Annotated in this window: 13 protein-coding genes; 11 read left to right on the forward strand and 2 right to left on the reverse strand. The window is 42.0% G+C overall.

What is annotated here, in order from left to right; all coding sequences use genetic code 11:
• Positions 1–73: 73 nt before the first annotated feature.
• The 9 genes from NSQ54_03020 to NSQ54_03060 all read left to right on the forward strand — a co-directional run bounded on the left by NSQ54_03020 (position 74) and on the right by NSQ54_03060 (position 8,922).
• Positions 74–619 (forward strand): topology modulation protein, encoded by a 546-nt coding sequence (locus tag NSQ54_03020; GenBank protein WYP27105.1) that lies wholly within the window; start codon positions 74–76, stop codon positions 617–619.
• Entirely contained in the window at positions 600–1,349 is a 750-nt protein-coding gene (locus NSQ54_03025; protein WYP27106.1) for a class I SAM-dependent methyltransferase, read from the forward strand. Before NSQ54_03020 ends, NSQ54_03025 begins: the two co-directional genes overlap by 20 nt.
• A gap of 439 nt (positions 1,350–1,788) precedes the next feature.
• Positions 1,789–3,060: an extracellular solute-binding protein gene (locus NSQ54_03030; GenBank protein ID WYP27107.1), complete on the forward strand. Its 1,272-nt coding sequence runs from the start codon at positions 1,789–1,791 to the stop codon at positions 3,058–3,060.
• Positions 3,061–3,122: 62 nt separating this feature from the next.
• Entirely contained in the window at positions 3,123–4,043 is a 921-nt protein-coding gene (locus tag NSQ54_03035; GenBank protein ID WYP27108.1) for a sugar ABC transporter permease, read from the forward strand.
• Positions 4,044–4,056: 13 nt separating this feature from the next.
• Positions 4,057–4,899: a carbohydrate ABC transporter permease gene (locus tag NSQ54_03040; GenBank protein WYP27109.1), complete on the forward strand. Its 843-nt coding sequence runs from the start codon at positions 4,057–4,059 to the stop codon at positions 4,897–4,899.
• A gap of 132 nt (positions 4,900–5,031) precedes the next feature.
• Complete coding sequence (locus NSQ54_03045) at positions 5,032–6,111, forward strand: Gfo/Idh/MocA family oxidoreductase (GenBank protein WYP27110.1); 1,080 nt, start codon at positions 5,032–5,034, stop codon at positions 6,109–6,111.
• A gap of 12 nt (positions 6,112–6,123) precedes the next feature.
• Positions 6,124–7,092, forward strand: coding sequence for a sugar phosphate isomerase/epimerase (locus NSQ54_03050; GenBank protein WYP27111.1), 969 nt, complete (start codon positions 6,124–6,126; stop codon positions 7,090–7,092).
• A gap of 29 nt (positions 7,093–7,121) precedes the next feature.
• Entirely contained in the window at positions 7,122–8,147 is a 1,026-nt protein-coding gene (locus NSQ54_03055; protein WYP27112.1) for a Gfo/Idh/MocA family oxidoreductase, read from the forward strand.
• Between the two features lie 19 nt (positions 8,148–8,166).
• On the forward strand, positions 8,167–8,922 hold the full coding sequence (locus NSQ54_03060) for a sugar phosphate isomerase/epimerase (protein WYP27113.1): 756 nt from the start codon (positions 8,167–8,169) through the stop codon (positions 8,920–8,922).
• Between the two features lie 98 nt (positions 8,923–9,020).
• Here the strand turns inward: NSQ54_03060 and NSQ54_03065 are convergent, their stop codons facing one another.
• Positions 9,021–10,232 carry an MFS transporter gene (locus NSQ54_03065; protein WYP27114.1) on the reverse strand — a complete coding sequence of 404 codons (1,212 nt, stop codon included), beginning with the start codon at positions 10,230–10,232 and terminating at the stop codon, positions 9,021–9,023.
• Positions 10,225–11,265, reverse strand: a complete 1,041-nt coding sequence (locus NSQ54_03070; protein WYP27115.1) for a metalloregulator ArsR/SmtB family transcription factor — start codon at positions 11,263–11,265, stop codon at positions 10,225–10,227. The genes NSQ54_03065 and NSQ54_03070 overlap by 8 nt, the downstream gene beginning before the upstream one ends.
• 183 nt (positions 11,266–11,448) lie before the next feature.
• Between NSQ54_03070 and NSQ54_03075 the strand changes: the two genes are divergently transcribed.
• Complete coding sequence (locus tag NSQ54_03075; GenBank protein WYP27116.1) at positions 11,449–12,201, forward strand: MerR family transcriptional regulator; 753 nt, start codon at positions 11,449–11,451, stop codon at positions 12,199–12,201.
• Positions 12,164–13,930 carry an ABC transporter ATP-binding protein gene (locus NSQ54_03080; protein WYP27117.1) on the forward strand — a complete coding sequence of 589 codons (1,767 nt, stop codon included), beginning with the start codon at positions 12,164–12,166 and terminating at the stop codon, positions 13,928–13,930. Before NSQ54_03075 ends, NSQ54_03080 begins: the two co-directional genes overlap by 38 nt.
• Positions 13,931–14,062 lie beyond the last annotated feature (132 nt).

Genomic DNA, 14,062 nt, shown 5'->3' on the forward strand with positions numbered 1-14,062 from the left:
CTTGTTTTACCTATCTTTTTCAGTTTTAATAGATAGTAACAGGATATGATATGGAAAAAGGGGACTAGACACCATGAATAAGGTTATGGTTGTTGGTTCTTCAGCTGGGGCGGGGAAATCGACATTTGCAAGAAAGCTATCAAACGTACTTCAATTACCAGTTCATCATCTGGACACACTGTTCTGGAAGCCGGGCTGGATAGAAGAAGACAAAGAGATATTTATTGAGAAGCAAAGGGTGCTAGCGCAAACGGAACAATGGATTATAGAAGGAAACTATAATGCATCAATGGACATTCGTTTAAGTGAAGCGGATACCATTGTGTTTATCCACTGTTCTCTTTGGCGGTGTCTGTATCAGGTTGTTAAGAGAAGAATCATGTTCCACGGAAAGTCTAGACCAGATCTGACAGAGGGTTGTAAGGAGAAAATAGATTTCGATTTTATCTGGTTTATCATTAAAACCTATTATCCAAGACAAAAGAAGATGAAGCAAAAGTTAAAGCATTTTGAAGAGAGCTCTGACAAGCACACGGTGTATGTTCTTTCAGGGCATAAGGAAATGGCACAATTTTTGGCTACGCTAGAGGAGGATACAAATGGAGCAGGATTTTCTTAATCAATTAAAAGCAACGGATGAAGCATTTGAAGGGTGGGACTTTTCATACGTGTCCGAAACGGGACGAATCTCAACCTCCCTTCTTACATGGTCATACGGGAGTATCGTTAAGAGACATATGGCTACTGCCACTAGTATGCTTGATATGGGAACAGGTGGGGGCGAGTTACTTAGCTATCTTAGACCTTACCCCCCACATATAAAAGCAACGGAAGGGTATAAACCTAATGTTCCCGTAGCGAAGAAAAGATTAGAGCCTTTAGGAGTTACGGTTTTGCCTTTTACAGAAGATCATGACCTTCCTTTAGAGGACGAGGAATTTGATTTAATTATTAATAAACATGATTCATTTGATGTTAATGAAGTAAAGCGTATTCTAAAAACAGGCGGAACCTTTATCACTCAGCAAGTAGGAGGAGACGACTGCCGCGAGATCAATGAATGGTTTGATGTTCCTGTGTCATACGAGGGCTGGAGCCTGAAGAAGGCTGAAACCGAGTTAAAGGAAGCAGGGTTCCGTGTGATCACAGCTAAAGAAGAATATCCAACTCAACGTTTTTATGATCTGGGTGCACTTCTGTACTACTTAAAGGCAATCCCTTGGCAGCTTGAAGGATGGAAGCAAGAAGACCATCAGGATGACCTGTATCAAATCTACCTTCGCATGAAGAAAGAAGGATATATTGATGTCGCGCAGCATCGGTTTCTCTTGATCTGTGAAAAGGTGTGATGGTAGTAAAGCGTTAATAGTTTTTAGTAGAAGAGGCTGGGACATAACAACTCACTTTGAAAAGGCGAATGATTCGATTGCAGAATCATTCGCCTTTAGTGCTTTTATTTGAACAAGCGGAGGGAGAACCCGAGACTCCTGCGGAACAGAACGCGGTGAAGACACTGTAGCGGCGTTTTTCCCGCGAAAGGGGCTGAGGCCGTTCTTGTGGGTGCGAGGGATTCTACTGTAGCGGATTATTTGCAGCATTCGTGTTTTACTCCCTACATTTAAGTTAAGTCATGTCCTGCCCTCTTTTATTTATTAATCTAGTTCAGTCTTAACAATCAATAAGTAAAGTTTTCCCACTAAACAAAAAGTAGAACGTAATCATATTTTGTTCATCCGTGCGTAGAATAGAATTATGTAAGCGCTTACTTTATTGAAGGGGGACAACAAGATGGATAGAGTGTGGCGTAAATGGGTGATTGGTTCAGCATGTGCAGCTTCAGTATTAATGATGTCAGCCTGTGGTGGAGGAGAAGAGAAGGTAGAGGATGGACAAGTTGAGTTAACCATTTGGCTTTGGAAATCAATGGGCATTGAAAGCTTAATTGAGCAATATGCAGAAGAACATGATATCAAGGTAAACATCCAGATTGCTGATTTCAACGATGTGCATACGAACTTAACGACCGCACTTGCCGCAGGGAGTGGGGCCCCAGACATTTCGGCTGTTGAGGTAAAAGGAATCGATAGAATGAAGGCAAACCCAGATCATTTTCATAATTTATTTGATTATGGAGGAGCAGAGGCAGAAGGAGATTACTTGGATTGGAAGTGGCAGCAGGCGTTGTCTATTGATGGAGAATATCTGCTTGGGCTTCCTACGGATATTGGACCTCAGGCACTTGCATATCGAGTGGATTTATTTGAAGAATCAGGCCTCCCAACGGACAGAGAAGAAGTCGCTGAACAATTACAAACATGGGATGATTTTATTGCAGCAGGTGAAATAGTAAAAGAAAAAACAGGTAAAGCATTCCTGCCGAATCCAGGGAACATGTATGCAGTGATGGAAGGGCAGGGGGATGCGAAGTACTTTGATGCGGAAGGAAACATCATTGTTCAAGATAATCCAGCAATTACGCGGGCATATGACTATGCTATGGAAATGATTGATAAGGGTCTAACAACCAATATGGAAGACGGAAGCACAGAATGGTCTGCAGGACTTGTAAATGGGGATTTTGCAACGGTTGTTGCTCCTGCATGGAGAATGACACAAATTCAAGAAAGTGCACCAGATGCAGCGGGCCTTTGGGATATTACACAAATTCCAGAAGGGTCAGGGAATATGGGTGGATCGTTTCTGACGGTACCAAAGGAATCAAAGCATCCACAAGAAGCGTATGACTTAATTGAATGGGTCTTGGCTCCAGAACAACAATTAACTGTCTTCAGAGAACTTGGAAATTTCCCATCTACGCCTTCTGTCTATGACTCTGAAGAACTAGTAAATTATACAAGTGAGTATTTTAATGATGCACCAGTAGGGAAGATTTATTCCGAAGCGGCAGAACGAGTAACTCCAATTCTTGAAGGGCCAGAATCGATTCAAATTGAGAAGATTCTTGGAGATGCTGTGACAAGGGTTCAGGATGGTCAGGATACTCCAGAATCAAGTTGGGATGCAGCAATGAAAAGCTTAGAACGAGAAATTGGCAGGTAATCACAACCTTTATAGGGTGCCGTACAAAGGCGGCATCCTCATATAAAGTAAGGGGGCAAGTGATGAAGGAGAGTTCTGTAAAGAAACCTAAGAAGCTACTAACTCAAAGTAAAAAAGATCATATCTCGGCTTATTTATACATCTCACCTTTTTTTCTATTATTTGCAGTCTTTGGTGTGTTTCCGATTTTGTTTACGGCCTATATCTCATTTCATAAATGGGACATTCTTGGAACAAAGGAGTTTGTGGGTTTAACGAACTATCAATGGCTCCTAACTGATCCACTGTTTTGGAAAGCTCTTGGAAACACCATGAGTATCTGGGTCATGTCAACTATTCCACAGCTGACACTTGCACTTGTGCTGGCATTTGTTTTAAATCAAGCGTTACTCAAAGGTCGACATTTTTTTAGACTAGCTGTATTTCTTCCAAACATCACCTCAGTTGTCGCGGTTGCCATTGTATTTGATGCAATCTTTGGTCAGCATTATGGAATTATCAATTATCTTCTTTCCCTTGTTGGTGTTGAACCAATAAATTGGAAAGCGTCTGTTCTTGGCACACATGTCGCGATTTCAACCATGGTTATCTGGCGATGGGTCGGTTATAACTCCATTATTTACTTGGCTGCGCTGCAAAGTATTCCAAAGGATCTTTATGAAGCAGCAACGATAGATGGAGCAAACAAAATACAACAATTTTTGTTTGTTACCATTCCCATGATTCGACCAATGATCATCTTTACCGTTATCTTATCAACCATTGGTGGAATGCAAATCTTTGCTGAACCTCAGACGTTCTCAGGTATGGGCGGCGGAGCTGTGAATCAAGGTCTTACATTAACTCTATATTTATATGAAGAAGCGTTTCTAAGAAATTCGTTTGGATATGCGTCTGCCATTGCATGGCTGTTATTCTTGATCATTGTTCTGTTCTCGTTACTGAATCTATTTGTGACGCGCAAAATTAAATCTGCTGATTAAGGATGTGAGTCTTATGAGAGAAGTGGGTAGCAAGCCATTTAGTATGGGTAGAATCGGTATATACAGCGCACTTGTTTTCTTTAGTCTGTGTGCGCTTTTCCCCTTATATTGGATGTTTGTCATTGGTTCAAATCACACATCTGCGGTTAGTCAATTTCCACCTGCCATCATGCCTGGAACGGAATTTTTCGTAAATGCCGGTAAAGTGTTTACGAACATTAATTTCTTGCAGGCGTTATTTAACACTTTTATAGTAGCGAGTCTTATTACGATATCTGTTTTGTTTTTCTGTTCGTTAGCAGGTTTTGCATTTGCGAAGCTGAAATTTAGAGGGAAGAATGGCCTGTTTATCTTTGTGCTTGCCACCATGATGGTGCCCGCTCAACTAGGTCTCATTCCTTCATATATGATCGTGAGTCAGCTCGGCTGGATTAACACGTTAACGGCTTTAATTGTTCCAGCAATGGTAAATGCATTTGGAGTCTTTTGGATGAGACAATATATCTCAACAGCCGTTCCAAATGAATTAATTGATGCAGGAAGAATGGACGGATGTTCAAACTTTCGCTTGTACTGGACAGTTGTTCTTCCTATCCTTCGTCCGGCACTCGCCACTCTTGGTTTAATTACGTATATGAATGTGTGGAATGACTTTCTTTGGCCGCTTGTTGTGCTTAAGGATCGTAGTGTTCATACCATTCAAGTTGCGCTTAAGACATTAAATGGAACCTATGCTCAGGATTATAGTATGGTTTTAAACGGAACGTTCTTAGCAACATTGCCTTTGTTGGTGATCTTTTTACTATTCAGCAAGCAAGTGATCGCGGGTATTACAGAGGGAGCAATCAAAAGTTAAAAAGAAACCTTCAATGAATCATTAAAAATATTATACATTCAGAACGAAAACAGGTAGAATGATAGCGTATACATGAAACGATGATTTGAGTTTCTTTAAGCGGTTGATTCTTTTTAAAGGAGAGTGAGTTCGATGCAGAAAGCCAGAGTAGGAATTGTAGGCTGCGGCACAATTAGTGATATTTATCTGCAAAATTGTGTCTCAGATGAGTTTATTGAAATTGCGGCTGTCAGTGATTTAAATGAACAAGCAGCAAGAGAAAAAGCAAAAGCTTACAATATTCAAAAAGTCTTAACGCCAGATGAGCTTTACGCAGATCCTGATATTGATATGGTTTTAAACTTAACCATTCCAGCGGCGCACGCTGAAGTGTCACTCAAAGCATTAGAAGGTGGCAAGCATGTGTTTCTTGAGAAACCGTTGTCTATTTCATTGCAGGACGCTGATCAAATCCTGCAGCTTGCCAAAGAGAAAGGCCTTCAAGTTGGTGTGGCACCAGATACATTCTTAGGTGGTGGCTTACAGACCTGCCGCAAGATTATTGATGAAGGCTCAATTGGTAAGCCAGTGGCAGCGACGGCATTTATGATGTCACATGGTCCTGAAAGCTGGCACCCAAATCCATACTTCTACTATCAGGAAGGCGCAGGTCCGCTTTTTGATATGGGACCGTATTACTTAACAGCACTCATTCATCTAATTGGTCCATTCCGCCGAGTGACGGGTTCAGCCCAGTCTGCATTAAAAGAACGAATTGCGACAAGTCCAGAGCGTAACGGTGAAGTCATTCCAGTGAATACGCCAACACATGTAACTGGCGTCATTGACTTTGAAGATGGTGCAGTTGGAACATTAATTATGAGCTTTGATGTCTGGGGAGCTACATTACCTTGGATCGAAATCTATGGAACAGAAGGAACATTAAGAGTACCAGATCCAAACACGTTTGGTGGGCCAGTCTATATTAAAAAAGCAGGAGAACTCGAGTGGACTGAGCTTGCTTTGACTCACGGACACACTGAGAATGAACGAGGTCTTGGCTTAAAGGATATGGCACGTGCTGTTGTCACAGGAAGTCCAACTAGAGCATCTGGTGAGATGGGCTATCATGTACTTGAAGCGATGCATGGTTTCTACACAGCATCCGCGACGAATCAGCATTATGCCATGCAAAGTCAATGTGAGCGCCCCGCGCCCGTTGAATCAAACTAAGGAGGAGATTATATGAAACTAGGAGTTTTCGCCGTATTGTTTGCTGATAAACCATTTGAAGAAATGCTAGATCATATTAAAAGCCTAGGACTTGAAACCGTAGAAATTGGAACAGGAGGCTATCCTGGTAATGCCCATTGTAATCCGGCTGAACTTTTAGCAGATGAATCGAAGCTAAAAGCGTTCCAGCACGCAGTGGAGAGCAGAGGGCTGACGATTAGCAGCTTAAGCGTCCACGGGAATCCCATTACACCTGACAAGGAGTTTGCTGACAAGTGCCATCAGGAATTTCTTGATACCGTTCGCTTAGCAAATAAGTTAGGTGTAGAGGTTGTGACAACGTTCTCAGGTACACCTGGTGCGTATGAAGGAGCAAAAGCACCAAGCTGGCCAGTTGCACCGTGGCCTAACGAGCATGCTGAGATTTTAAAATGGCAATGGGAAGAGAAGCTGATTCCATATTGGAAGGAAGCAGGTAAGTTTGCAAGTGACCACAATGTGAAGATTGCACTTGAGTTGCACGGAGGGTTTTTAGTACATACCCCAGCAACCTTGTTAAAGCTTCGTGATGCAGTGGGTGAGGTAATCGGAGCCAACGTGGATCCTAGTCATTTATGGTGGCAAGGGATCGATCCCATAGCTGCCATTAAAATTCTTGGAAAGCGCAATGCCATCCACTTCTTCCATGCGAAGGACACATATATTGACCAGGAAAATGTGAATATGCACGGACTGCTTGATATGCAATCGTATGCGAATATGCAGGATCGTGCCTGGATCTTCCGCTCAGTTGGCTATGGCCATGATCTGAAGGTATGGTCAGATATCATAAGTGCACTGCGCACAGTCGGATATGACGGGGCTGTCAGCATCGAGCACGAGGATGGACTAATGTCCATTGATGAAGGATTCAGTCGAGCAGTCAGCAATCTTCAGCAAGTATTAATTAAAGATCCAGTACCAGACATGTGGTGGCTATAGAATTTAACCAAGGTGAGAGGGGTACAATCATGAAAAAAATAAAAGTAGCTGTAGTAGGAAATGGAAGTATCGCTAAGTATCGTCACATTCCAGAATACGCAAGCAGAGAAGATGTTGAATTTGTAGCCTTTTGTGATTTTACAATCGAACTGGCAGAAGCGAATGTCGAACAATATGGTGGAAAAGCCTACACAAGCTACGAGGAGCTTTTAGCAAATGAAGAGGTTGATGTAGTAAGTGTCTGCACACAAAATGCGGATCATGCGAAAGTATCAATTGCGGCAGCGAAAGCAGGAGCGCACGTTTTATGTGAAAAGCCAATGGCAACTTCTCTTGAAGAAGCCGAGGCCATGATTCAAGCCGCAGCTGACAACAACGTCCAGCTGATGATTGGGCACAATCAGCGACTCATGCCACCTCACGTAAAAGCAAAAGAAGTGTTAGCATCAGGGCGCTTAGGTAAAGTGCTTACGTTTAAAACGACGTTTGGTCATGGTGGACCAGATGCTTGGAGTGTACAGGGTGATACAAGCTGGTTCTTCGATAAATCCAAAGCATTTGTTGGTGCGATGGGTGATTTAGGTGTACACAAAATTGACTTAATTCGCTGGTTGTTTGATGAGGAAGTCTCTGAGGTTGCTGCATTTGTTGAAACCCTTGATAAGCAAGGCGATGTAGATGACAACGCAACATGCCTATTGCGTATGCAGAGCGGCGCCATAGGGACAATGGCAGCCAGCTGGACGTATTACAAAGGTGAAGATAACACAACGAGTATCTACTGCGAGAATGGTGTGCTTGAAATTATAGACAACGCAGATGAGCAGGTTGTAGTTCGTTTAACAGATGGAACGGTTGAACGATATTCAGTTGGAGCCATCGCAACCAATGAAGAGGGCGGACAGTCTTCAAGTGGAGTCATTGATGCATTCCTCGATGGCATTGTAAATGGAACGGAGCCCGTAATTAGTGGCGAAGAAGGATTGAAATCGTTGAATGTGGTCCTTGCTGCATTAGAGTCTGCAAGTACACGTGCATTTGTGAAAGTAAACTAGTTCTGAGAGGATGATGAACATGGCACAGTTACCGATCGCTTTGCAGTTGTTTACACTAAGAAATGAAACAAAAGAGGATTTTCTAGGAACACTTAAAAAGGTAAAGGAGCTTGGTTACGATGGCGTGGAATTTGCCGGATTCGGTGGCTATGAAGCCTCTGAACTCAAAGCCTTTTTAGAAGAGCTTGACCTAAAGCCTTTTTCAAGCCACGTTGGAATCGAGCTTCTTGAAGATAATGCGGACGAGATCATTGCTTATCACAAAGAACTGGGTGTAGAAACGATGGTTATTCCATATCTTGTCCCAGAACGTAGAACGAGTAAGGATGACTATGTGAAGCTAGCTGAACAATTGAATCACTATGGTGAAAAAGTGAAAGAAGCTGGCATGACTCTTTGTTACCACAACCATGATTTTGAATATGAAAAATATGACGGGGAATTCGGTCTGGATATCATCTTTTCTCAAACAGACGCTGAGCTAGTACAAGTAGAGTTAGATACTTACTGGGCAGAATACGCAGGGATTTCAGCTGTAGAATATGCAGCAAGGTACAAAGGAAGATTACCACTTGCACATATTAAAGATATGGCAGATACGTCAGACCGTACATTTGCTGAAGTGGGCGAGGGAACACTTGATATTAAAGGAATTGTTACAGCCGTTCAAGAGGCCGGGGCCAAGCGTCTTATTGTTGAACAAGACGTCTGCCAAAGACCACCACTTGAGAGTGTAGAGATTAGTATTCGTAACCTGAAAGAGATTTTAGGTTAAGAGTGATAGAAAAAGTATTCAACTAAAATTCAATTAGAAAAGGGCGAATGATTCGACGATCGAATCATTCGCCCTTTTTTTGTCCTGGCCTTTCCCGTCTACAAGACCACGCGTAATCTAAGCATCTCACGATGGAAAAAGATAAGCACTGAGCAGGTTGCGATCATCCCACCAATGGCAATGGTGCGATGTGTGTCTAAAGCATCTCCCAATACGCCAGCAATAAAAGCAGCTAACGGAAGAAGAGCCATTGTGATAAATCGGCTACTTGCTTGAACTCTACCAAGCATATGAGAGGGTGTTAACTTCTGCCGAATCGTTTTCACAACAGGATTAAAGGACGCAGCACAAAAGGTTCCAATGGCATTTGCAATGAGCAAGGTTACAAATGATTCCGCAAAACCGAGCCAGATGAGAGAAGCTCCTCCACCAAAGTATCCTACAAAGAGGATCGCTCGTTGACTAGCTACCTTTCTAATGCCAATGGATAAAAATGAACCAGCAATGGCAGCCGCTCCTCCAAATGAGAGAATCCATCCGATTTGAAGTGGAGTCAAACCGACTGTTGATTGAAGATGAAAGACGAGTAGCGTGAGCGAAAATGTCACTCCAAAACTAATAAGGCCACTACCGATGTTCGTTAAAAGAAGGAGCTTCTCCTTATAAATAAATCGGAACCCTTCTCTTACATCTTGAAAAAATCCACGAGTGGCAGGTTGTTTTGTTGGCGGTGGAACGTTAATAAAAAATAGGGTCAAGAAAGCTAAAAAGAATCCAATACTGTTTGCCATTAATCCGATGCCAGGATGAACAAAAGCAATAAGAAGTCCCCCGAGAGTGGGTCCAATTAAAATGGTTGTATGGTAGAGGCTTGACTCTACTGTATTGGCTAGAGGGAGGTCTTCCTTCTTCACAATAGAGGGAATCACGGCAAACTGTGCCGTATTATAGATCTGTGTGCATAAGCCGATGAGAATTGAAGCAACAACCAATGTAAGAAAATGCAGCATATCTATTACATAAAGCACACTCAGTATTAAAAGAATCACTGCCCTCGTGAAGTCACTCAAGAGCAATAACGTTCTTCTGTGGTACCGATCAATGAATGGTCCAATTAAAGGCATAAACCAAACCGTGGCTTGTCCAACAGCAGCAATTGTCCCCATAGCAACAGCTGAACCCGTTAGTGATAAAACAACAAGAGGGAGAGCAATCAGGTAAATTTGAGCACCTGCAAAGGAGGCAAGGTTGCCTCCCATCAGCCAATAGAACGAGCGATTTTTATGTAACGATTGTATAACCTCACTCACTCTCATTCCACCCTTCATTTAAATAATCCGTAAGACCTCGATCGATATCTGCGAGCTTTGTTTTGTTTAAGCTGTATTTATTTTTCGTAGTTAACACAAGTCTTGCTGATCGCAATTGAGTGAGATGATGATGAAGTGTTGATTTTGGCATATCCAATAGAGACGCTAGTTCCTGTAGGCTTTTGTCTCCTGAATACAAAAGTTTGACCATTTTTAAACGAGCTTCATCTCCTAACGCTTTATACGTTAAGGCAAGCTTTTTATCTGGGATAAGAGGATCGAAAGGATTAATGCTTGCATTAGCAATCGGATAGTAAAACACTTTTGTGCCCTTAAGATCAGCAACAATTGTCCAAGGTCGATACGAAAAATGTGGAATGAGAACAACCTTTGTAACAGATGGTTCAGGAGAGTAATCAACTCCGTCCGTTACATACTGAACGAACGCGTCCAGAGAAGGGTACGTCTTTTGTTTCGCACTTTTTAGTTCGATGTCTCGACACAGCATGTCCTGTAATGCGTGCTGCTGTGGGTGAATGAGCTCCTCAAACCAGCCAGTCATCACTGAAATGAGGTGTTCCTTTAACGGATCTATTTCGGTTGTGCAGATGTACTCAATGTAATCAGGCATGAATGCGATATGTTGATTGGCTGCGGCAATTGTTTTAACGGCTTTTGCATCGCCGCGCGCTGCCAATCTTACAGTCTCTTCTAGTTTTTGATTCAGATAAGGGAGACAATATCTTCGTAGCTCACTTTCATTAAGAGAATGGACAAATGTTTGAAAGGATTCTAACGAATGGTCATCTAGATAGTGCAGTAGCTGTAGCAATGCTTTCCATGTATTACGAGTGTGTACAGTATCCAATTCTGTTTTTAGTTGGATCGAAATGACATCCTGATAAATAGGATCAAAAAAATCTTGCTCTGTCAGGGAATGAGTAATCTTCTTGTGTGTAATGGCGGCAATTCCGAGAGCCGCTTCCCACAAAAGAGAGTGTTTAAATTCAATGGAGTAGCTTTCCCTAATCAAGAATATTCATGTGTTAATCTCCTTTATCTTCCATTATAGATCCATTATAATAGGCTAGACTTATATATTCAATATATTTAGAATATTATATTCGGTAATATTGGAATTATTGTTTTTGCAGGTTTTTCTTGCGCATGACGTAACGTCACAGGCTATACTCTAGATAGATGAGAGGAGCTTACGATGGAGAAACGTTATACGATAGGAGAGTTTGCTAAGTTAACAGGAACAACGGTAAGGACATTACGGTTCTATCATAAGAAAAAGCTCTTAGTGCCTTCTTCATTTAATGAGCAGGGGCACCGTTTGTATGGGAAGGAAGATCTGTTTCTTTTTCAAAAGATCATTACATTTAAGTATTTAAATTATACGCTCGATCAAATTGCCGATTTTATACATGATGAGGATTTGAATTTAACTGAAACCATTTCGTTTCAAAAACGTCTACTTGTAGAGAAGCAAAAAAGTTTACAAAAGGTTATTGAATCGTTGGAGACAGTTGAAGAGGTTGTGAATAGTGAAGTTGAGATTGATGCAGACGTCATTCTTTCATTTATACACACGTTTCAACAAGGTGAAGAGCGAAAGCAGTGGTTATCAACCTTCTTATCACAAGATCTTGTAGATGTACTCTTTTCACTTGAAACACAAAAACAGTATTGGTTGCTATTGAGCGGGTTGGTTAACATAGTGAAAACGGATAGCCCGACAAGCGTTCAAGCTCAAAGCAAGGTACTCGAGCTCTCTTCATCCATTTCTTCCTTATTTACTAAGGAGATGTTGAATGAGCTTGAAACGAATGCTGAAAAAATAAAAGATGCCCCGCCCTTTCTTATGGATCAGGTAAGTGAAGAGATTGAACGCTATTTAATGGATATGCAAAAGGAGATGCAAAAAAATGAAGCAAACAGAGCAAGCGACGAACCAGCGACCTAAATGGAAAGAATTTTGGCAGCTGTTAATGAATTATCGCCCTTCCTACTGGCTAATGGGGGGTGCCATCGTACTAGGATTAGGAGAAACGATTCTTTCCTTACTTGTCCCACTATTAACGATGCAGCTTGTGGATATCTTGTCTGTTACCACAATATCTATGGGACTTGTAGCAGGGCTTGTGGCCGTATTTCTAGCTCAAGCGGTTATGTCAGGTTTCTCGATCTATATGATGACACGTGTGGGTCAACATATGATTGCGAAGCTGCGCGAGGATTTGTGGAAGCATGTTGTAAAACTGCCGATTCCGTTTTTTGATAAACGGAATTCTGGAGAGACAATGAGCCGCATCACTAATGATACAAACGTGGTGAAAGAATTTGTTGTGATGCAAATCATTCCATTTTTCTCTGGCCTCATTTCAATCATTGGTTCTGTGATCCTACTATTAATCATTGATTGGAAGATTACATTAATGATGCTAGTGATCATTCCCATTGCATTTGCGATTTTGATGCCACTAGGTCGAAAAATGTATCGTGTATCTAAGGCAACGCAAGACGAAACGGCTGAATTTCAAGGAGATCTTGGACGTGTACTATCTGATATCCGTTTGGTGAAATCTTCACTCGCTGAACCAAAAGAAGAAGAAAAAGGGATCTCACGAATTACAAAGCTGTTTACGTACGGACTAAGAGAAGCCAAGATCAATGCAATTGTGTCTCCGCTTATGATGACAGTCAACCTAGTCATGCTTGTTTTCTTAATTGGATATGGGGGATTCCGAGTATCTGAAGGAACATTAAGTGCCGGATCACTTGTTGCTATCATCTTATATATGTTTCAAATCATCGTTCCGTTTAGTCAAATGGCCACCTTTTTTACACAATCGCAAAAAGCGATGGGGGCGACTGAACGCATTCGAGATATTATGAATGAGGTAGTGGAAACTGACGATAACCAAGAAAGAACTGACACGAGTAAAGCGCGCGAAGGACTAATCTTTAGGGATGTATCGTTTGGATATACAGAGAATAAACAGATTCTGGATCAGTTATCCTTCACGGTTGAAAAAGGGAAGGTTACAGCATTTGTTGGCCCGAGTGGTGCTGGTAAAACGACTGTCTTTTCATTAATTGAACGCTTTTATCAACCTCAACAAGGTACACTCACGTATGAAGGGAACGAGCTTCAGGCATTCGGGCTAAGAGAATGGCGCAGCAAGATTGCGTACGTTTCTCAAGAAAGTCCAATGATGGCCGGGACTATTCGCGATAATTTGTCTTATGGACTTGATGGAGTGACCGATGAAGAGATTGACGTGGCGATTAAGCAGGCGAATCTAGGAGAATTCATTGAAGGATTACCTGATGGATATGATACACAGGTTGGGGAGAGAGGCATTATGGTATCTGGCGGTCAGCGCCAACGCCTTGCGATTGCACGAGCAATCATTCGAGATCCTGAACTCCTTCTTCTTGATGAGGCAACCGCTCACTTAGATAGTACGTCGGAAAGCCTGGTTCAAGAGGCTCTTCAAGGACTCATGAAAGGAAGAACAACACTCGTGATTGCCCACAGGTTATCCACCGTTAGACATGCGGACCGATTAATCGTACTTGAAAAAGGACGGGCAACGGGAATTGGTACACATGATGAGTTGATTCAAACGCATGATGTGTATAGAGAGATGGTTGAACAGCAATTTGAATCCGTCTCTGTTGGAGAGTGATAAAGATAGAAACGCTGGGTCATACCATTAATGTAGATAGTAAAATACGAACATAGCAAGATATCCGCTACAGGGGAATCCCTCCCTTTCCGTGGGTACGGCCCATAGCCGTCAAGTTAAGTAAAATCGGTT

Source organism: Alkalihalobacillus sp. FSL W8-0930, from assembly GCA_037965595.1.
In the GTDB taxonomy this organism is placed as follows: domain Bacteria; phylum Bacillota; class Bacilli; order Bacillales; family Bacillaceae_D; genus Alkalicoccobacillus.

Bases quoted from the DNA above. Each gene is read 5' to 3' on its own strand.
- NSQ54_03035 (WYP27108.1), top strand. From the start codon at position 3,123: ATGAAGGAGAGTTCTGTAAAGAAACCTAAGAAGCTACTAACTCAAAGT.
- NSQ54_03020 (WYP27105.1), top strand. From the start codon at position 74: ATGAATAAGGTTATGGTTGTTGGTTCTTCAGCTGGGGCGGGGAAATCG.
- NSQ54_03055 (WYP27112.1), top strand. From the start codon at position 7,122: ATGAAAAAAATAAAAGTAGCTGTAGTAGGAAATGGAAGTATCGCTAAG.
- NSQ54_03050 (WYP27111.1), top strand. From the start codon at position 6,124: ATGAAACTAGGAGTTTTCGCCGTATTGTTTGCTGATAAACCATTTGAA.
- NSQ54_03045 (WYP27110.1), top strand. From the start codon at position 5,032: ATGCAGAAAGCCAGAGTAGGAATTGTAGGCTGCGGCACAATTAGTGAT.
- NSQ54_03060 (WYP27113.1), top strand. From the start codon at position 8,167: ATGGCACAGTTACCGATCGCTTTGCAGTTGTTTACACTAAGAAATGAA.
- NSQ54_03080 (WYP27117.1), top strand. From the start codon at position 12,164: ATGAAGCAAACAGAGCAAGCGACGAACCAGCGACCTAAATGGAAAGAA.
- NSQ54_03075 (WYP27116.1), top strand. From the start codon at position 11,449: ATGGAGAAACGTTATACGATAGGAGAGTTTGCTAAGTTAACAGGAACA.
- NSQ54_03030 (WYP27107.1), top strand. From the start codon at position 1,789: ATGGATAGAGTGTGGCGTAAATGGGTGATTGGTTCAGCATGTGCAGCT.
- NSQ54_03040 (WYP27109.1), top strand. From the start codon at position 4,057: ATGAGAGAAGTGGGTAGCAAGCCATTTAGTATGGGTAGAATCGGTATA.
- NSQ54_03025 (WYP27106.1), top strand. From the start codon at position 600: ATGGAGCAGGATTTTCTTAATCAATTAAAAGCAACGGATGAAGCATTT.